This is a genomic window from Streptomyces sp. NPDC058674 (assembly GCF_042716505.1).
GTDB lineage: Bacteria > Actinomycetota > Actinomycetes > Streptomycetales > Streptomycetaceae > Streptomyces.
In genome coordinates, this window is sequence record NZ_JBHXSC010000062.1 from 26,053 (window position 1) to 43,362 (window position 17,310).

18 protein-coding genes are annotated in these 17,310 nt (G+C 73.4%); 9 read left to right on the forward strand and 9 right to left on the reverse strand.

Annotated elements, in window-relative coordinates; translation table 11 throughout:
• Positions 1 to 201 precede the first annotated feature (201 nt).
• The 4 genes from ACFWU6_RS26355 to ACFWU6_RS26370 all read left to right on the forward strand — a co-directional run bounded on the left by ACFWU6_RS26355 (position 202) and on the right by ACFWU6_RS26370 (position 2,299).
• A complete protein-coding gene (locus tag ACFWU6_RS26355; RefSeq protein ID WP_383799738.1) occupies positions 202 to 381 on the forward strand; it encodes a CsbD family protein in 180 nt (59 codons plus the stop codon).
• A gap of 155 nt (positions 382 to 536) precedes the next feature.
• The gene (locus tag ACFWU6_RS26360; RefSeq protein ID WP_383983407.1) at positions 537 to 752 is read left to right on the forward strand and encodes a hypothetical protein; all 216 of its coding nucleotides are present in this window, start codon (positions 537 to 539) and stop codon (positions 750 to 752) included.
• Positions 753 to 914: 162 nt separating this feature from the next.
• Positions 915 to 1,589 carry a hypothetical protein gene (locus tag ACFWU6_RS26365; protein WP_383799743.1) on the forward strand — a complete coding sequence of 225 codons (675 nt, stop codon included), beginning with the start codon at positions 915 to 917 and terminating at the stop codon, positions 1,587 to 1,589.
• Positions 1,590 to 1,822: 233 nt separating this feature from the next.
• On the forward strand, positions 1,823 to 2,299 hold the full coding sequence (locus tag ACFWU6_RS26370) for a hypothetical protein (protein ID WP_383799746.1): 477 nt from the start codon (positions 1,823 to 1,825) through the stop codon (positions 2,297 to 2,299).
• Between the two features lie 71 nt (positions 2,300 to 2,370).
• Here the strand turns inward: ACFWU6_RS26370 and ACFWU6_RS26375 are convergent, their stop codons facing one another.
• Both ACFWU6_RS26375 and ACFWU6_RS26380 read right to left on the reverse strand, forming a co-directional pair.
• On the reverse strand, positions 2,371 to 3,720 hold the full coding sequence (locus ACFWU6_RS26375; protein WP_383983409.1) for a lysine N(6)-hydroxylase/L-ornithine N(5)-oxygenase family protein: 1,350 nt from the start codon (positions 3,718 to 3,720) through the stop codon (positions 2,371 to 2,373).
• 232 nt (positions 3,721 to 3,952) lie between these two features.
• The gene (locus ACFWU6_RS26380; RefSeq protein WP_383799752.1) at positions 3,953 to 5,398 is read right to left on the reverse strand and encodes a glyceraldehyde-3-phosphate dehydrogenase; all 1,446 of its coding nucleotides are present in this window, start codon (positions 5,396 to 5,398) and stop codon (positions 3,953 to 3,955) included.
• Between the two features lie 187 nt (positions 5,399 to 5,585).
• Between ACFWU6_RS26380 and ACFWU6_RS26385 the strand changes: the two genes are divergently transcribed.
• Positions 5,586 to 7,781, forward strand: a complete 2,196-nt coding sequence (locus tag ACFWU6_RS26385) for a protein kinase (protein WP_383983411.1) — start codon at positions 5,586 to 5,588, stop codon at positions 7,779 to 7,781.
• Positions 7,782 to 7,819: 38 nt separating this feature from the next.
• Here ACFWU6_RS26385 and ACFWU6_RS26390 read toward each other — a convergent pair whose 3' ends face one another.
• Both ACFWU6_RS26390 and ACFWU6_RS26395 read right to left on the reverse strand, forming a co-directional pair.
• Positions 7,820 to 8,113 (reverse strand): DUF4190 domain-containing protein, encoded by a 294-nt coding sequence (locus ACFWU6_RS26390; RefSeq protein WP_383799758.1) that lies wholly within the window; start codon positions 8,111 to 8,113, stop codon positions 7,820 to 7,822.
• Positions 8,110 to 8,295 carry a hypothetical protein gene (locus tag ACFWU6_RS26395; protein ID WP_383799760.1) on the reverse strand — a complete coding sequence of 62 codons (186 nt, stop codon included), beginning with the start codon at positions 8,293 to 8,295 and terminating at the stop codon, positions 8,110 to 8,112. The genes ACFWU6_RS26390 and ACFWU6_RS26395 overlap by 4 nt, the downstream gene beginning before the upstream one ends.
• Before the next feature lie 101 nt (positions 8,296 to 8,396).
• Between ACFWU6_RS26395 and ACFWU6_RS26400 the strand changes: the two genes are divergently transcribed.
• A complete protein-coding gene (locus ACFWU6_RS26400; RefSeq protein ID WP_383983413.1) occupies positions 8,397 to 9,020 on the forward strand; it encodes a TetR family transcriptional regulator in 624 nt (207 codons plus the stop codon).
• A 144-nt stretch (positions 9,021 to 9,164) separates the two neighbouring features.
• Here the strand turns inward: ACFWU6_RS26400 and ACFWU6_RS26405 are convergent, their stop codons facing one another.
• From ACFWU6_RS26405 to ACFWU6_RS26415, 3 genes are read right to left on the reverse strand one after another with little or no spacing between them, the layout of a single operon-like run.
• A complete protein-coding gene (locus ACFWU6_RS26405; protein ID WP_383983415.1) occupies positions 9,165 to 9,917 on the reverse strand; it encodes a metallophosphoesterase in 753 nt (250 codons plus the stop codon).
• On the reverse strand, positions 9,914 to 10,168 hold the full coding sequence (locus tag ACFWU6_RS26410; protein ID WP_383983417.1) for a hypothetical protein: 255 nt from the start codon (positions 10,166 to 10,168) through the stop codon (positions 9,914 to 9,916). Before ACFWU6_RS26410 ends, ACFWU6_RS26405 begins: the two co-directional genes overlap by 4 nt.
• Entirely contained in the window at positions 10,165 to 10,833 is a 669-nt protein-coding gene (locus ACFWU6_RS26415) for a nucleotidyltransferase family protein (protein WP_383799771.1), read from the reverse strand. The genes ACFWU6_RS26410 and ACFWU6_RS26415 overlap by 4 nt, the downstream gene beginning before the upstream one ends.
• Before the next feature lie 163 nt (positions 10,834 to 10,996).
• On the opposite strand from ACFWU6_RS26415, the gene ACFWU6_RS26420 reads away from it, so the two are divergent.
• Positions 10,997 to 11,185: a DUF6381 family protein gene (locus tag ACFWU6_RS26420; protein WP_383799773.1), complete on the forward strand. Its 189-nt coding sequence runs from the start codon at positions 10,997 to 10,999 to the stop codon at positions 11,183 to 11,185.
• Positions 11,186 to 11,330: 145 nt separating this feature from the next.
• On the opposite strand, the gene ACFWU6_RS26425 is transcribed toward ACFWU6_RS26420, so the two are convergent.
• Complete coding sequence (locus tag ACFWU6_RS26425; RefSeq protein WP_383983419.1) at positions 11,331 to 13,058, reverse strand: thiamine pyrophosphate-dependent enzyme; 1,728 nt, start codon at positions 13,056 to 13,058, stop codon at positions 11,331 to 11,333.
• A gap of 432 nt (positions 13,059 to 13,490) precedes the next feature.
• Here ACFWU6_RS26425 and ACFWU6_RS26430 point away from each other — a divergent pair, with 432 nt between their 5' ends.
• Positions 13,491 to 14,318 (forward strand): DUF2382 domain-containing protein, encoded by an 828-nt coding sequence (locus ACFWU6_RS26430; protein ID WP_383983421.1) that lies wholly within the window; start codon positions 13,491 to 13,493, stop codon positions 14,316 to 14,318.
• Positions 14,319 to 14,433: 115 nt separating this feature from the next.
• Here the strand turns inward: ACFWU6_RS26430 and ACFWU6_RS26435 are convergent, their stop codons facing one another.
• Positions 14,434 to 14,922 carry a DUF3618 domain-containing protein gene (locus ACFWU6_RS26435; protein ID WP_383813229.1) on the reverse strand — a complete coding sequence of 163 codons (489 nt, stop codon included), beginning with the start codon at positions 14,920 to 14,922 and terminating at the stop codon, positions 14,434 to 14,436.
• Positions 14,923 to 15,149: 227 nt separating this feature from the next.
• Between ACFWU6_RS26435 and ACFWU6_RS26440 the strand changes: the two genes are divergently transcribed.
• Entirely contained in the window at positions 15,150 to 17,246 is a 2,097-nt protein-coding gene (locus tag ACFWU6_RS26440; protein ID WP_383813230.1) for an MMPL family transporter, read from the forward strand.
• The last annotated feature ends 64 nt before the right edge of the window (positions 17,247 to 17,310 follow it).

The following is a 17,310-nucleotide window of genomic DNA, read 5'->3' on the forward strand; positions in this document are numbered from 1 at the left end:
GCCTTTCCGCCGCCCCTGCGGGAGCGCCTTCGCCGGGGGCGGGGCGACCGGACCGTGTGCGGACCGGTCCGCACACGGATGGCGCAACGACTGCCGACCAGTTGGTCGATATTCAGGCATTTGGCCCGAATTGCACCGAGACCGTTCCGGACGCATGGTGGGCTTGCGCCATCAATCCGACCCGGAAGGAACCACCCCATCATGAGCAAGGCGAAGGCGAAGGCCAAGCAGGTCAAGGGCAAGCTCAAGGAGACCGCGGGCAGCGCCACGGACAACAAGACGATGCAGGCGGAGGGCAGCGCCGAGCAGATGAGCGGCAAGACCGAGGAGATGGCGGCGAAGGCCGGCGACCAGATGAAGAAGGCCAGGGGCAAGCACTGACGCTCCCCCGACCCGTGGCACGAAGCAGCGCCCGTCGCCCGTACGGGCGCTGCACCACCCCCTCCCCCGTGCTGACACGTACGCCCCCTCCGCGACTTCCCGCCCTCGTACCGGGCGGGTGCGAGAGGGACCACCCCTCCGCCGAAGGGACCGTCGTGATCTTCACCATGCTGCTCGTGCCGCCCCTGCTCCTCTGCCTCATGCTCGCCCTCGGCCGCTACGAGGAACACATGCTCGACCCGCGCCGGCTGGAGCGGCAGGCACCCCAGCGGCACCTGAGCCCGGTCCCCGAACCGGAGGCGGAGCAGCAGGCCGAAGCCGCCCCCGACTTCCCCGGGGCTCCGGCCCACCCCGACAGCCAGGCCGCCTGAACCCCCCTGCAACGCGGCCGAGTTCGACCCCCCGGCCGAACCGACGGCCCAGGCACGGCCCGCAGGGGCCACTTCGACCCCGAACACCTCAAGACGTGAGCTCCTCCCCTCCCGCACACGACGCCCATTAGGTTAGGCTTACCTAAACCATGGGGGGCGGGGATGATGCAGGAGAAGGCGCGGCACCAGGCTCAACAGGACGAGTGGGCCGACGGGGTGGTGGCCTGGATGAGCTCCCAGGAGGAGCTGGACCGGGCGCTGGGCGAGGCGCTGAGCCGCACGCCCAGCCAGCGTGAGGAAACGATTGCCCGTATGGCCGACGCCTTGCGCGGCGCCGCTCAGGGACTGACCGTCCCCGGTTGCGCCGCGGCGGCCGGGGTACCGGAGCGCACCCTGCGCGAGTGGCTGGCCATCGACACCAGCTTCGCCGCGGCGATCCGCGCCGCGCGCTCGCTGGCCGAGGCCCACGGCCTGCGGCCGGGGACGGCTCCCACGCCCGCGGCGCTCCAACTGATGCTGAACGCGATCCGCAAGGGCGCCGCCTGGCCGGCCGCGGCGACCCTCGTCGGCCTTTCCATCCGCGGCTTCAACCGGCTGCGCGCGGAGGCGCCCCCGGTGGCGGCCCTGGTCGCGGCGGCCCAGCGGGCCCGGTCGGCGAAGGCCGCGGCGGGCACCACCGCGCGACGCCGCCAACCGCCCAGGGCAGCGAGCCGCCGGGCGGGCTACCGGATCGTGCGGCTCGACGACCCGCTGCTGTCACCGGCCCGCCGACCGGACCGCTCGGCAGACGCCTTGGACGCGGGCGGGGCGGAGCCGGGCACCGCGCGGCGGGGCTGACACCGCCGCCCGGCGGCGCCCCGCTGCTCGGCTCGGCTGCCGCCGGGCGGTGGCGGCGGCCGTGGCGCGGCAGGCCGTACCGGAGCCGCCGGGCTCCCGGTCGACACCGGGTGGCGGGCGGTGGAGCATGGAGGGGATGGGCGCGTCCGGACCGCGGGACCGCCGTGCCCGGACGTGACAGCCGCGCCGGCGGCGGGGCCTCGCGTCCCCCGCCCCCCGATTGGGAGCACATCATGTCCGCACGCACCCGACACGTCGTGACCGCGTCGCTGCTCGCCTCCTCGGTCGTCTGCGGCGGCATGCTCGCCCTCGGGCCCACCGCCGGAGCGGCGGCGCCGACAGCGGGCTGCACGGTCACGGCGTCACCGGACGGCACGTCCGCCACGATCACCGGGGAGGGCTTCACGGCGCCCCGCACGCTCGACGACGGACAGTCCGCCCAGCCCCCGAACGTGGACGCGAGCGGCCGGTACTGTCGGCGGACCGGCGCCCAGCCCGAGCCCCAGGACCCGAACGGCTCGACCCCGTCCCGGCCGAGCCCCGGCGAGGAGAGCGAGCGGGGCCGCCGGGACGGGACCAGGGCCGGCCTGGAGGCGGCGGCCGAGGGCTGCGACGCCCCGCCCCGGGCGGAGCGCAACACGCTGCACGGCGCCGCCTACTGGGACAGCTGGACGCGGGCGGCCGACCGCGCCTACGACCAGGTCTGCTGAGCGGCCCGCCGGGCCCGGTCACCGCTCTGGGGCCTGTCGTCGAAGTCCCGCCTCGCCCGCGACGCCCGGCCCTAGGCGGCGGAGCCGATCTCGTCCGCGGCCCGGCGGGGGCCTCGTGCCGGGACGCGGCTCCGGTCGAGGATCGACCGGAGGATCTCGCCGACCCTGACGGCGGTGTTCGACAGCAGGGACGAGGTGATGCCGTGCGTGTGCTCGGTGCCGCCCTGGAGGTAGAGGCCGCAGCGCAGTCCGGGATCGGTCTCGATGCGGTAGTCCCGCCGTACGCGGACCCGGCCCAGGTCGTCGCGGTGGCAGTACGCCTCGACCTCGCCGAGCAGGCCGAGCCCGTCCGCCGAGCGGTATCCGGTCGCGTAGACCAGCACGTCCGCGTCCAGCGGCTCCTTCTCCCCGGTGACCAGCGACTCGACCGCGGCGAGCACCCGGTCCGGGGTCTCCACGACGTCGGTGAGCCGCGACACCTTGAGGAAGCGCAGCCGCTCGGTGCCGAGGACCTTCTGCTGGTACTCCTGGCGGTACAGGTCGTCGATCAGGTCGACGTCCACCACGGAGTAGTTGGTGTTGGCGTGGTACTCGATCAGCTTGCGCTTGACCTCCTCCGGAGCGGCGAAGTACGCGTCGACCGCGGCGGGGTCGAAGATCCGGTTGGCGAACTTGCTGTCGTCGGCCGGGCTGTAGCCGTAGCGGGCGAAGACCGCGCACACCTGGGCCCCGGGGAAGCGCCGGTGCAGGAAGGCCACGTTCTCCGCGGCGCTCTGGCCGGCGCCGACCACGATGAAGCGGGACGGTTCGGCGTCCTTGAGGTCCTCCACCCGGGTCAGCAGTTCCGAGGTGTGCCAGATCCGCTCGGTGCGCTCGACGCCCTCGGGCATCTGCGGCCGCAGGCCGGTGCCGATGACCAGGTTGCGGGCCCGGTGGACCACCGTTTCGGACCCGGAGCGGGCCGTGACGTCCACGTACTCCACCACGCCGTCGCGCACGACGGGCCGTACGGAGACGACCTCGTGCCCGTAGGACACCATGTCGTCGACCTTGGCCGCGGCCCACTCGAAGTAGTCGTGGAACTCGACGCGCAGCGGGAAGAGGTTCTTGTGGTTGACGAAGTCGATCAGCCGGCCCTTGCTCTGCAGGTAGCACAGGAAGCTGAACCCGCTGGCCGGATTGCGCAGCGTCACCAGGTCCTTGAGGAAGGAGACCTGCATCGTCGCGTCGTCGATCAGCATCCCGCGGTGCCAGCCGAAACGGGGCTGCTGCTCGAAGAAGTGAGCGGTGACGGCCTCCTGTCGTCCCACTGCGGCGTTGTGCTCGGTGAGTGCGATCGCCATGGCCACGTTCGAGGGTCCGAAGCCGATCCCGATGAGGTCGTGGACCAGTGGCGCATCGTCAGAATGATCCTGTGACATGTCACTCCCAATCGTGCGGGGCAGCCGATGTCCGTGCTTGGGGGGAACCGAGAGCAGGGCACGCCGAGGGCGCGGGGATCAAACGAACTTAGGGGAGGCTAACCTGATCCCGGACGCCTGTCGATGGGCACGGCGGATCGGGGGTGCGCGCACGCACCCGGACACAGCGGTGCGGGCCCGCATGTCGCGGACCCGCACCGGGGGTGGATCGGACTGCCCGTCAGAGTGCCCGTCAGACCGCCGGGACCGGGTAGGTCGGGTACTCCACGCCGGAGACGTGCTGGACGACCCGGATGACCTGGCAGGAGTAGCCGAACTCGTTGTCGTACCAGAGGTAGAGGATCGCGTCGTCGCCCTCGACCTTCATGGCGCCGGCGTCGATGATCGACGAGTGGCGCGATCCGATGAAGTCGCTGGAGACCGCGTCGGGGGCGCTGATGAAGTCGATCTGACGCTTGAGCGGCGATGCCAGCGACACGTTGCGGAGGTAGTCGAGGACCTCCTCGCGCGTGGTCTCGCGCGCCAGCCGCAGGTTGAGGATGGCGATCGAGACGTTCGGCACGGGGACGCGGATGGAGCTGCCGGTGATCCGCGCCTTGAGGTCGGGCAGGGCCTTGGCCACGGCGGAGGCGGCGCCCGTCTCGGTGATGACCATGTTCAGCGGCGCCGAGCGGCCGCGCCGGTCCGAGCTGTGGTAATTGTCCAGCAGGTTCTGGTCGTTGGTGAAGGAGTGGACGGTCTCCACGTGCCCGCGCAGGACGCCGTACTCGTCCGCCATCGCCTTCAGCGGCGGGACGATCGCGTTGGTCGTGCACGAGGCGCAGGACAGGATCTGCTCGTCCGGCTTGATGGTGTCGTGGTTGACCCCGTGGACGATGTTGGGGACGTCGCCCTTGCCCGGAGCCGTGAGGACGACCTTGTCGATGCCCGGACGCAGGTGCTTCGACAGGCCCTCGCGGTCGCGCCACTTGCCGGTGTTGTCGATGAGGATGGCGCCCTTGACGCCGTACTCGGTGTAGTCGACCTCCGACGGGTCGTTGGCGTAGATCACCTTGATCTCGTTGCCGTTGGCGACGATCGTGCTGTTCGCCTCGTCGACGGTGATCGTGCCCTGGAACTGGCCGTGGATGGAGTCGCGGCGCAGCAGCGAGGCGCGCTTGACGATGTCCTGGTCGCCGCCCCTGCGGACGACGATGGCGCGCAGGCGCAGGCCGTTGCCGGAGCCGGCCTTCTCGATGAGGAGGCGGGCGACGAGACGGCCGATGCGGCCGAACCCGTAGAGGACGACGTCGCGCGGCTCACGGCGGTCGATCTTGTTGGCGCCCGTGGCGCCGACGACGGCCTCGGCGGTGAAGGCCTCCACCGACAGGCCGCGGTCGTCCGTCTTGTACGTCGCGGCGAGCATGCCGATGTCGATCTGCGAGGGACCGAGATCGAGGGTCGCGAGAGCCTGCAGGAACGGCAGCGTCTCGGTGACCGAGAGTTCCTCACCGGCGATCTGCCGGGCGAATCGGTGGGTCTTCAGGATGCTGACCACCGACTTGTTCACCAAGGAGCGGCTGTGGAGCAGGACCGTGACGTCCCGTTCCCGGTGCAGCTTCCCGATGATCGGGATCATCGACTCCGCGATCTCCTCGCGGTTCTTCCAGTTGGTGAACGAGTCGTCATTGACAGTCACAGGTTTATCTTTCGAGCTAGGCGGCGCTCATATGCTAACCCGACACCAGTTTGATCATTCAAGGGGTACCTCCCGGGCGCTCCGGCGACCGGACTCCGGGACCCGGCGCGGCCCGGCTTGACTGCCGTACGGCACGGCGGGTAGGCAGGAGCGCCTGCAACCGCGCAGGGCGCGAAACGGGGGACACATGAAGCCGCTCGCAACGGGCGATCCCACCTCGGTCGGTGAGGGCCGCTACCGGCTGGTGGGACGGCTCGGCCAGGGGGGCATGGGCGTGGTCTACCTCGGCCGGTCCCGGTCCGGGCGCGCGGTGGCCGTCAAGGTCGTGCGTCCCGAGCTGAGCACGGAGCCGGGCTTCCGCCGGCGGTTCGCCGACGAGGTGGCGGCCGCGCGCCGGGTCGGCGGATTCCACACGGCTCCGGTCGTCGACGCCGATCCGGAGGGCGACCCGGCCTTTCTGGTGACGGCCTTCGTGCCCGGCCCCACCCTCCAGGCCGTCCTCACCCAGGTCGGCTCGCTCCCCGTGGACACCCTGACCGTACTGGCGGCCGGCCTGGCCGAGGCGCTGGAGGCGATCCACCGGGCCGGTGTGATCCACCGGGACCTCAAGCCCGCGAACATCATCGTCGCGGAGGACGGGCCGCGCGTCATCGACTTCGGCATCGCGCGCGCTCTGGACGGCACGGCGCTGACGCAGACCGGACTCCAGATCGGCACCCCCGGCTTCCTGGCCCCCGAGCAGCTGACCAGCGGCGCCGTGACGCCGGCGGTGGACATGTTCGCCCTGGGGGTGGTGCTCACCCAGGCCGCGGGAGGCATCCCCTTCGGCGACGGCCCCTCGGCGGCCCGGCACTACAAGGTCGTCCACGAGGAGCCGGACCTGAGCGCCGTCCCCGACGAGCTCCGCGACGCCATCGCCTCCTGCCTGTCCAAGGACCCGTCGGGGCGGCCCAGCCCCACCGACTTCCTCGGCCGGCTGACGGTGCGCCACCCGACCGGGGACTGCTGGCTCCCCGACGCGGCCACCCAGCTGCTCCCCCGGGAGGATCCCGCGACCCGCCCCGCCGAGCCCGAGCCGGGCACCCCACCGCCCCCGGGGGCGGAGCAGACGCCGGCACCGGCGCCGGTCTCCCCGACGCCCTCCCCCGCGCCCGTACCGAGCCCCGCGCCCACGCCCGTACCCGGTCCTGCGCCCGTACCCGGCCCCGGTCCCGCTCCTGCCCCGGTGCCCACGCCGACCCTCGCCGTCGGCTCCAGCGCGCCGTCACCCGGGCCCGGCTCCTCGTCCGCCTCCACGCCTTCGCCCGTACCCGCGTCCTTGTCGGCATCCACGTCCCCGCCCGCGGGCGGGGACGCCTGGTACGCGGCCGCCGGGCCCGGCGTGCCCGCCTCCCGACAGTCCCGGCACGGGCGCCGCACCGCGATGGGAGCGGCGGCGCTCGTGACGGTCCTGGCGACCGTCGGGCTGTTCCTGTGGCAGCCCTGGGACAGGTCCGCGCAGGACGAGGACAAGAAGGGCGCCCAGCCCGGTGCCACCGCCGCCACTCCCGCCCCCTTCCCCACCGACCCCCTGCTCATCCGGTTGGACGCCTCGGGCCCCGGCCGGTCCGGAAGCTGCCACGGTGTGATCGCCCGGCGCGACCCCGGGACGGACGCCGCCCGGCAGATCGTCCCCGGCGATCCCTGCGACGCCCTGCCCCAGTGGTCCCCCGACCGCACGTCCTTCGCCTTCTCGCGCACCACGTCCGAGGGCGTGGCCGTGTGGACCGCGAAGGCCGACGGGTCGGACGCCCGGCGGGTCGCCGCCATCGCCGACGGCAGGGTGTCGTGGTCCCCGGACGGCACCCGGCTCGCCGTGCTGCGCAAGAGGGACGGCGTCCAGCAGCTGTTCGTGGTGCGCGTCGCCGACGGCACCGCCCAGCAGCTCACCACGGGCACCGGCCAGGTCGAGGACCCCGCCTGGTCGCCGGACGGCAGGCACATCGCCGTCTGCCTGCAGACCCAGCCGGACAACTGGCAGATCCACCTGGTCGACCCGGCCGCGCCGGGCCGCGCCCCCCAGCAGGTGACCCGGCTGCCCCATCCGGCGCTGGACCCGGTCTGGTCCCCGGACGGCAGCACGTTCGCGTACACCGCGGGGACGTACGACAAGGGCACCCAGGGGGACATCCGCCTCGTGGGCGCCGACGGCGCGGGCGACCGCGAACTGGTGGCCACCGGAGCCCATGAGATGGACCCCGCCTGGTCCGTCGACGGCGCCTGGGTGGCCTTCGTACGGGGCCCCTACGAGAAGCCGGCGGTCTGGGCCGTGCGCGCCGACACGACGGGCGAACGAGCGCTCACCACCGGCACCGCCTCCGAAGGCCATCCCGCCTGGCGCTGAGACCGCCGCGCGGGCCGGGCCGGCCGGGACGTCTCGGCTCAGCCCAGGCTCCACGACCACGTGCCGTCGGCGGTGACGAGGCAGGCGAGGACCACCAGGTCCGCCACGCCCAGGGCGATGCCGAGGCGGGCGCGGCCCGGCCTGGACGTACGCCGCCACAGGGCGGCGGAGCCGAGCAGGACGGCGATCGGACCGAGCAGCAGGTTCAACACGAGGAGTCCGACCAGGCCGAGCACGAACGCGGTGACCGCCATCGCGTCGGCGTCACCGGAGCGGGTGCGGGCGCGGATGCCGGAGCGGGCCGGGGCCTCCGCGGCGGGGGTCGGCTTCATCGCAGGCCTCCCCGCCGGAGCCCGGGCCGCCCGGCGCGGCCCGACAGGCGCTCGCGTGCGGCGAAGAGGGCGAGCCACAGCGCGATCGCGAGGCCCGCGGCCAGGCTGACCGGCACCGGCACGTGGGCCACGGCGCCGAGGACGACACCCATGACGAGTAACGCGGCTACGAGGAAGAGCACGGGAGTTCCTCCTACTTTTGAGTAACAGTTGTTCACTGACTACCCGGTACAGTTCTGTTCATGCTGGCGGTCGGTGAGTGTGACGCGGTTGACTGCCCGTCATGAGTGCGAACACGGGTGTCCGCGAGGCCCGGCGCCGTCGTACCCGACGCGCCCTCCTCGACGCGGCCTTGGCGCAGTTGGAGGAGCGGAGCCTCGGCAGCCTCGGGCTCAGGGAGGTGGCCAGGGCCGCCGGCGTCGCCCCCACCGCCTTCTACCGGCACTTCCGCGGCATGGACGAGCTGGGGATCACGCTCGTCGAGGAAGCCCTGGCCAGCCTGCACACGACCGTGCGGGGCGTTCTCGCCTCGGCCGGTGACGCCGAACGGCGCGGCGACGCCGCGGTCCGCCTCGTCGCCGAACTGGTCCGCAGCCGTCCGGGGCACGTCCGCTTCCTCGTCCGCGAACGGCACGGCGGGGTCACCGCCGTGCGCGAGGCCATCGCCGGGCAACTCGACGCCTTCGCCGCCGAGATCGGTGCCGCGCTCGCGGCCGATCCTGCCGGTGCGGACTGGCCGGCGGCCGATGTGGCGATGCTGTCCCGGCTCCTGGTGGACCACATGTTCATGACGGCCTCGGCGTGCCTCACCGCCTCGCTGCGCGGCGAGGACTGGTCGGCCGTCATCTCCACGGCCCGCGGCCAGCTCCGCCTGATCCACTTGGGCCGCCTGCACTGGCAGCCGTGACCCGGCCGGTCTGGGGCGGCCGTCGCCAGTGGCGGCGGCGCTCCCGGCCGCCCGCCCCACCCAGGCGACGTACCCGGGCCCCCGCAGGGGCCCGGGTACGTCAGGGCGCGCAGGCGCGGCGTTCCGCCTCCCGGCCGCCCTGCGTCAGCGGTGGCCGTCCCCGGGCTTCTCGGCGCTGCCGTGCAGGTGGTAGACGGCGAAGGCGCGGTCGATGACGGGCATCGCCACGTTTCGCACCCGGACTCCGCCCGCCGTCATGCCGTGCTCGGTGCCCGCGTGTGCGTGCCCGTGGACGGCGAGGTCGGCCCCCGCTCCGTCCATCGCCTCGGCGAGGAGGTAGCTGCCGAGGAAGGGGTAGATCTCCAGGGGCTCTCCCGCGAGCGTGTCCGACACGGGTGAGAAGTGCGTGAGGGCGATGCGCAGGTCGCTGCCGTCCTCCTGGAGCTCGCGCAGGGCCTTTTCGAGGCCGTCGGCGCACGTGCGGGTGTACCGGATGAACGCCTTCATCTCCGGCTCGCCGAACTCGCTGCCGCTGCGCCCGGCGAAGCCTCCGCAGAAGCCCTTGGTCCCGGCGACGCCGACCCTCGTACCGTCGATGTCGAGGGCGATGCCCGTGCCTTCCAGGACGTGCACGCCCGCGGCGGTCAGCTCCTGCGCGACGGCCTCCTCCTGGTCGCTCTGGTAGTCGTGGTTGCCGAGCACGGCGACGACCGGTACGCCCAGCTCCGCCACTTCGCCTGCGACGATCCGCGCCTCCTCCCGGGTGCCGTGCCGGGTCAGGTCGCCGGCCAGCAGGAGGAGGTCCGCGCAGTCGCCGAGGGTGTCGAAGGCCGGCCGGAGGGTTCCCGCGCTGCCGGGCCCCAGGTGGATGTCCCCGACGGCGGCGACGCGGATCACGACAGCTCCTCGGGGCGGGCGGGGGGTCCGGGGCGACAGACCGTGACGTCCTCGTGCCAGTCCAGCCCGTCCAGTTCCTCGGCGGCGATGCGCAGCACCTCCGCGCGGCACTCGGGGCTGGCGACGCTGCCCCGGACCGTGACGCCCGCGCCGCGCGCCTCGACGCGTACGCCCAGCTCCGCGAGGTCTTCGTGCGCCAAGCGGTCACACAGGCGTGCGACGCGGTACTCCGTCATGTCGTGGCCCGTCATCGGTTCTCCTCCCCGGCGGGGCCGCGGCCGTCGATGACGCGCAGTCGCTCCAGGAGGTGGAGGAACGCGTCCGGCAGCGGTTCCGCGCGGTACGTGCGGTCCAGCCGGTCCCAGTCGATCTGCTCCCTCAGCATGCGCGCCATGGGGAGGAGCTCGCCGAAGTCGCAGTAGTGCTCGCAGAGGGCGGCGAGGCGGCTGTCCATGAGGTCCGTGGGGGCCAGGACGGGCATCCACACCGAGTCCACCGCCTTGACGTGGGCCCGCTCCAGGAGCTCCGTGCTCACCGGACGCCGGGCCAGTTCGAAGATCAGGTCGATCTCCTCGCCGCCGGACCTCCCCTTGACCAGCCAGTCCTCGGGGGCCCTGCGCATCTCGATGCCCCCTGCCTCCAGCGCCTTGACCGCCGCGTCCGCGTCCTCCGGACGGACGCAGAAGTCGGTGTCGTGCTGGAACCTCGCCGGCAGGCCGTGGGCGAACGCGGCCACGCTCCCGGCGAGCGCGAAGGGCGGCCCGGACCGCTTCAGGAGCGCGGCCACCAGTTTGGTCGTCTCCAGGATCGCCTGCGTGTGGTCCTTGGGCAGCGGGCCCTCGGCGGGGGCCGGGGGGCCCAGGCCTTCGGGCGGCGCGTGGCCCGCGGACGTGTGCACCGGTTTCGTGGGCGTCATGGGGAGCGCGTACCCGCCACTCGAATCCGTCACACTCCCGCATCCCTGCGCGGCGGGGCGGGGTGGAGTCCCGGAGCGGGCGCGCATCCGCCGACTTCGGTGGCGCGCGCAACCCGGTGCTGTTTGGGTGGGGAGGACCGTACCCCCGACCCGAGGACCGACGATGAACGACAGGAACCGTCCGAGCGAGCGAGTCCGGCAGATGCGGGACAAGGCGCAGGAGCTGGAGCAGGCGGCGCAGCGCGCGACCGACCCCGCGGAGCGGCGGCGGTTGACGGAGAAGGCCCTGCACATCCGGGAGAAGAGCGAAGAGGAGAACGGCCCGGGCAGCGGAACCATGGACCCCATGTAGGCCGGGCGACCCCGTACAGGCCTGGCGACCCTGTACAGAGCCGGCGACCCCGTACAGGCCTGGCCGGCGGCGCGGGGCCTGGCCGGCGGCGCGGGGGCCTGGCGCGGGACGGGGGCCGTCGGCGTACGGCCCCCGCTCCGCCCGGTCAGGCCTCGCGGCTCGGGAGGATCTCCTTCACCTTGGCGATGGCGAAGCCCCACCCCTGTGCCACGGTGGGCTTCCCCGGTACGGCCACTTCGTCGGGGTTGGTCAGCACGTCCAGCAGGACCGGTCCCGGGGTGTCGAAGGCCCGGCGCACGCTGTCGTGGAGATCGGCCGGGTCGGTGACCCTGATCCCGGTCAGACCGAGGGCCGTGGCGACCGCGGCGAAATCCGGATTGTCGAGTTCCGTACCGAATTCGGGCAGGCCCGCCTGTTCCTGTTCGAGCTTCACCATGCCCAGGCGCCGGTTGTCGAAGACCACGAGCTTGACCGGCAACCGGTATGTCTTGATCGTCATGAGGTCGCCGAGCAGCATGCTGAGCCCGCCGTCGCCGCAGAAGGCCACGATCTGCCGGTCGGGCGCCCACAGCTGGGCGCCGAGGGCCTGCGGCATGGCGTTGGCCATGGAGCCGAGGTTGTACGAGCCGATCAGGCGCCGGGAGCCGCGCATGGTGACGAACCGGGAGAGCCAGACGGTGGCCATCCCGGTGTCGGAGGTGAAGACGGCGTCCTCGTCCGCGTACGCGTCGACGGCCGCGGCCAGCGCCTCGGGGCGGATCTCGTGGTCGCGGTTGTCCAGCGCCGCGCGCAGCTTCCCGGTCCAGCGGCGCTCGTGCTCGGTGTCCGCGAGGCGCCGCTGTCCGTCCTGCCAGTGGACGAACCGCTCCCGGGCGTCGTCCAGGTGCGTGCGGTCCGGCGCCTTCTTCAGCAGCGGGAGCAGCGCGCGCAGCGTGGCCCCGACGTCGCCGGCCAGGCCCGCGTCGACCGGGACCCGGCGCCCCAGGTGCTCCTCACGGGTGTCGATCTGGACCACCTTGCAGTCCTTCGGGTACCAGTCCCGGTAGGGGAAGTCGGTGCCCAGCATCAGGAGCGCGTCGCCGTGGTCGAGGGCGTGGGCGGCGGCGGGGTTGCCGATCAGACCGGTCTGGCCGACCTGGAAGGCGTTGTCGTCCTCGAAGCCCTCCTTCGCCTTCAGCGTGAGCACCATGGGCGCGGCCAGCGTCTCGGCGACCCGCAGGACCTCGGCGCGCGCGTCGCGTGCTCCGCGGCCGACGAGCAGCGTGACGCGCGAGGCGGCGTTCAGGAGTTCGGCCGCCCCGGCGAGGGCCGGGTCGTCGGGGCGGGTCACGGCACGGTCGAGGGCGAAGCGCGCGGGGCGGTCCTCGGTCAGTTCCCGGTCGCCGATGTCGCCCGGGACGGTGAGGACGGCGACGCCGCCCTGGCTGATCGCGGCGCGTACGGCGGACTCCAGCATCCGGGGCATCTGGTCGGGGGAGGCGACGGTGGCGCGGTAGACCGCGACGTCGCGGAAGAGCAGGTCGTTGTCGACCTCCTGGAAGTAGTCGCTGCCGATCTCGGAGAGGGGGACCTGCCCGCAGATGGCGAGGACCGGGGCGTGGCTCTTCGCGGCGTCGTAGAGCCCGTTGAGGAGGTGCACGGAGCCGGGACCCACCGTGCCCATGCACACGCCGAGGGTTCCGGAGAGCTGGGACTGCGCCCCGGCGGCGAAGGCCGCGGCCTCCTCGTGCCGGCAGCCGATCCAGTCCAGGCCGTCGGTGGTGCGGATCGCGTCGGTCAGCGGGTTCAAGGCGTCCCCGACGACCCCGAAGACGTGCTGGACACCCAGCTCCTGGAGTGCGTCGACGATCACACGGGCGACGGTGCGTGCCACGGGAATGCCCTTCGGTCGGGTGCGGCCCCCGGTGCGGGTGCCGGATGCGGTGGGTCGGGGTGGGGGGCGGGGGGCGGGACGGCCGGGTCGGCCGTCCTCCGGTCGGATGCCCAGCCCTCGGGCACTGATGCGGGAGTTGTCCCGATGCGGGCCGTTCGCACCGGTCCGCGACGAACCGGTGCCGGGTACCGGGGGCCCGGCGCGGCCGTGGCGCCGGAGCGGGCCACCCGTTCGGGCCAGGCGGTCACCGCTCGTGTCGCGGCGCTCACACAGCGGCGCCACCGGGCCGGGGGCGTCTGCGTCCCGCTGCGGCGGGGCACCACCGGTTGCGGAGAGGCGGTTTCGGGGGCGGTGTGGGAGTGGGCACGGGATGAGTGCGGGACATCGAGGTCGCCGCGCGTCGCGTGCAGAACCGCACTGGAGGATTCACCGATGAGCGCTGGAAACGGTTTCCTGAGCACCGAGCAGCTGGTCCGCCTGACGGCCTACGACGCCGACGGGGAGAAGATCGGGAGCATCGGTCAGGTGTACCGCGACGACGCGACGGGCCGACCGGAGTGGGTGACCGTCAAGACCGGCTGGTTCGGCATGAAGGAGTCGTTCGTCCCCCTCGCGGGTGCCCGCAGCGACGGCGAGGCCCTGCACGTCCCGCACGTGAGGGACGTCGTCAAGGAGGCCCCGCGGGTCGACGCCGACCAGCACCTGGACGCCGACGAGGAGCGCAGGCTCTACCAGCACTACGGGCTGGCCGGCTCCGACGGCAACGGGAAGGGCAACGGCAAGGGCAAGGGCAAGGGCCACCGCACCGCCGTGGACGCGCCCGGCATCGCCACGGGGACGTACGTCGACGACCGGGGCGAGGGCCGCGGCAGGGACGGGATGATCCGCTCCGAGGAGCGGCTGCGCGTGGGGACGGCCAACGAGGAAGTCGGCCGCGCCCGTCTGAAGAAGGTCGTCGTCACCGAGAACGTCACCACCACCGTCCCCGTGAGCCACGAGGAGGTGCGCGTCGTACGCGAACCCGTCCGCGAGGGGGAGCGCGTACGGGGCGACATCGGTGAGGCGGAGACCGAGGTGACCCTGCACGCCGAGCGCCCGGTGACCCGCAAGGAGACCGTGCCCGTCGAGCGGGTGCGCCTGGAGACGGAGAGGGTCACGGAGCAGAAGGAAGTGTCCGACTCCGTCCGCAAGGAGCAGATCCGCTACGAGGACGGCAAGGACACCCGCCGCGGCGAAGGCCGCAACGGCCCCCGCCGCTGACGCGACGCCGAACCGGCCGCCCGGCCGAGGGCCTCACCGCCCTCGGCCGGGCGTTCCCGTGCGGGGGCGGCGGCCCGCCCGCCGGGGCCGCCCGACCGGGCCGGTCCCGGGGCTCCTACCTGCCGCCGCGGCCGCGGCGCACCAGCAGGAACACGGCCAGGGCGGCGCCGACGCCGACGAGCAGCGGGGCCCGGTTGGACCGCGCCGCGCCGAGGACTCGTCCGCCCGCGTCGAGGACCGGTTCGGGGGTGTGGTCCGCCGCGATCCGGCCCGCGCGGGCCGTGGCCCGGGCGGCCAGCTCGGAGGCCTGGGCGGCCCGGTCCAGGACGGGGTCCGGCGTGCTGTCCTTCACCAGCCTCGCGGCCTCCTGCGCCGTGTCGCGGATCTGGTCGGTGACCAGGGCCGCCTTCTGCGCGGCCTGCTCCTTGGCCGTCACCGCCCGGTCCCGGGCCCCGGCCGCCTTCTCCTGCGCCTGCTCCGTGACGTCGGCCTTGTCCGCGAGGGCCTCGACGCTCTGGCCCACCCGGTCGCGGGTGTGCTCCATCCGCCGCCGCAGCTCCTCGGGCGAGGGGGCGGGCTCGTGGCTGTGGGGCTGCTCGGTCATCACTGTGTCCTCTCCTCGATCTCGGCAACGGCGGCCCGGACGCATCCGCGGGGGCCGGGGCCGCCGAAGTGCTCGTGACGCCGCCGTCCCGGCGCGACTACCCCCTGAGCGCGGGAACACCCCTTCCGCGCCGGGTGACCGGGAGGTGCGCACGGGGGTAGTCTCACCCCCGATATCTTGAGCATCAAGATATACAGCCATCAAGAGACCGACGCACCAGGAGCATCATGTCCCTCTCACCCCGCACGGCCCGGTGGCTCGTGCCGGTCCTCCTCCTCGTGGCGTGGCTCGGCATCGGAGGCGTGCTGGGCCCCTACGCCGGGAAGCTCGGCGAGGTCGCCACCAACGACCAGGCGGCCTTCCTGCCCCGGAGCGCGGAGTCCACGAAGGTCGCCCGGGCCCAGGACGCCTTCCGCCAGGAGGAGACCCTGCCCGCGATCGTGGTCTGGACGCGCGGCGGCGGCGGTCCGGTGACGGCGGCTCAGGAGACGGGCGCGGCGGCGGCGCTCGCCCCGCTGGCGGGACGGCCGGAGTTCGCCGGCGCCCCCTCCCCCGTGCTGCGGTCGCAGGACGGGGAGGCCCTGCAAGCGGTGGTACCGCTCCGCCCCGACCTGGGCGAGGAACTGCCCGCGGCGCTGACCCGGCTCCGTGACGCGGCCTCCGGGGTGGACGGGGCCACGGTCCAGGTGACCGGCCCGGCCGCCACCCAGGCGGACCTGTCCGACGCCTTCGCCGGCATCGACGGTCTGCTGCTGGGGGTGGCGCTCGCCACCGTCCTCGTCATCCTGCTGCTCGTCTACCGCAGCGTGCTGCTGCCGCTCCTGATCATCATCGGCGCCGTGTTCGCCCTCGGGGCGGCCTGCGCCGTCGTCTACGCGCTGGCGGACGAGAACCTGGTGCGGGTGGACGGCCAAGTCCAGGGCATCCTCTCGATCCTGGTGATCGGGGCCGCCACCGACTACGCGCTGCTCCTCACCGCCCGCTTCCGCGAGGAGCTGGGCCGAGCGGAGGAGGACCACGGAGGCGACCGGTTCCGGGCCATGCGGGCCGCGCTGCGGCGGTCGGCGGGGCCGATCGTCGCCAGCGGCGGCACCGTGGCCCTGGGCCTGCTGGCCCTCTTCCTCAGCGATCTGACCAACAACCGGGCGCTGGGCCCGGTCGGCGCGATCGGCATCGTCTGCGCGGTGTTGAGCGCGCTCACCTTCCTGCCCGCCGCGCTGGTCCTGCTGGGGCGGGCGGCCTACTGGCCGGCCCGGGTGCACCGGCAGGACGCGTCGCGGGGCATCTGGGCACGGACCGCCGCGCTCGTCGACCGGGCCCCCCGCAAGGTCTGGGCCGTGGCGCTGGCCGCGCTGCTCGCCTGCTCCGCCTTCGCGCCGACGCTGCACTCGGGCGGCGTACCGCTGGACGAGATCTTCGTGAACGAGGCGCCGTCGGTGGCCGGGCAGAAGGAGCTGAGCCGGCACTTCCCGGGCGGCGCCGGCAATCCGGCCGTCGTCATCGCGAACGCCGACCGGCTGGACGCCGTCCGCGAAGCAGCGGCGAAGACCGACGGCGTCGCGTCGGTCTCGGTGGCGGCCGACCGGGGGGCACCGCCCGGAACCCCCCTGGTCGCCGACGGACGGGTCCGGATCGACGCGACCCTGGAGGATCCGGCGGACACCTCGGCGGCCAAGGAGACCGTGGTCCGGCTGCGCAGCGCGGTGCACGCGGTGCCGGGCTCGGAGGCGCTGGTGGGCGGCTACACGGCGCAGGCCCACGACACGCAGCAGACCGCCGAGCGGGACCGCACGCTCATCGTCCCGGTGGTCCTGGCCATCATCCTGGTCATCCTCATCGCACTGCTGCGCTCGCTCGTGATGCCGCTGCTGCTGGTCGCGACGGTGGCGCTCAACTTCTTCGCCACGCTGGGCATTTCGGCACTGGTGTTCCGGTACGTCTTCGGCTTCAGCGGCACCGACTCCTCGGTTCCGCTGTACGGCTTCGTGTTCCTGGTGGCCCTGGGCGTCGACTACAACATCTTCCTGATGTCACGGGTGCGCGAGGAGTCGCTGCGCCACGGCGTCAGGGAGGGCGTCACACGGGGGCTGACCGCGACCGGCGGCGTCATCACCTCGGCCGGCGTCGTCCTCGCGGCCACCTTCGCCGCGCTGGGCGTCATCCCGCTGGCGTTCCTGGTGCAGATCGCCTTCATCGTGGCCTTCGGCGTCCTGATGGACACGCTGCTGGTGCGTTCGCTGCTGGTGCCCGCGCTGGTCCTGGACATCGGGCCGAAGGCGTGGTGGCCGGGGCGTCTGAGCCGGCCGTCGAAGAACACCGGCTGACGGGGCGGGAGCCGAGCGGCTCGCCGGCGGAGAACTCCTCGCCGAGCAGGTCCAGGAACCTCAG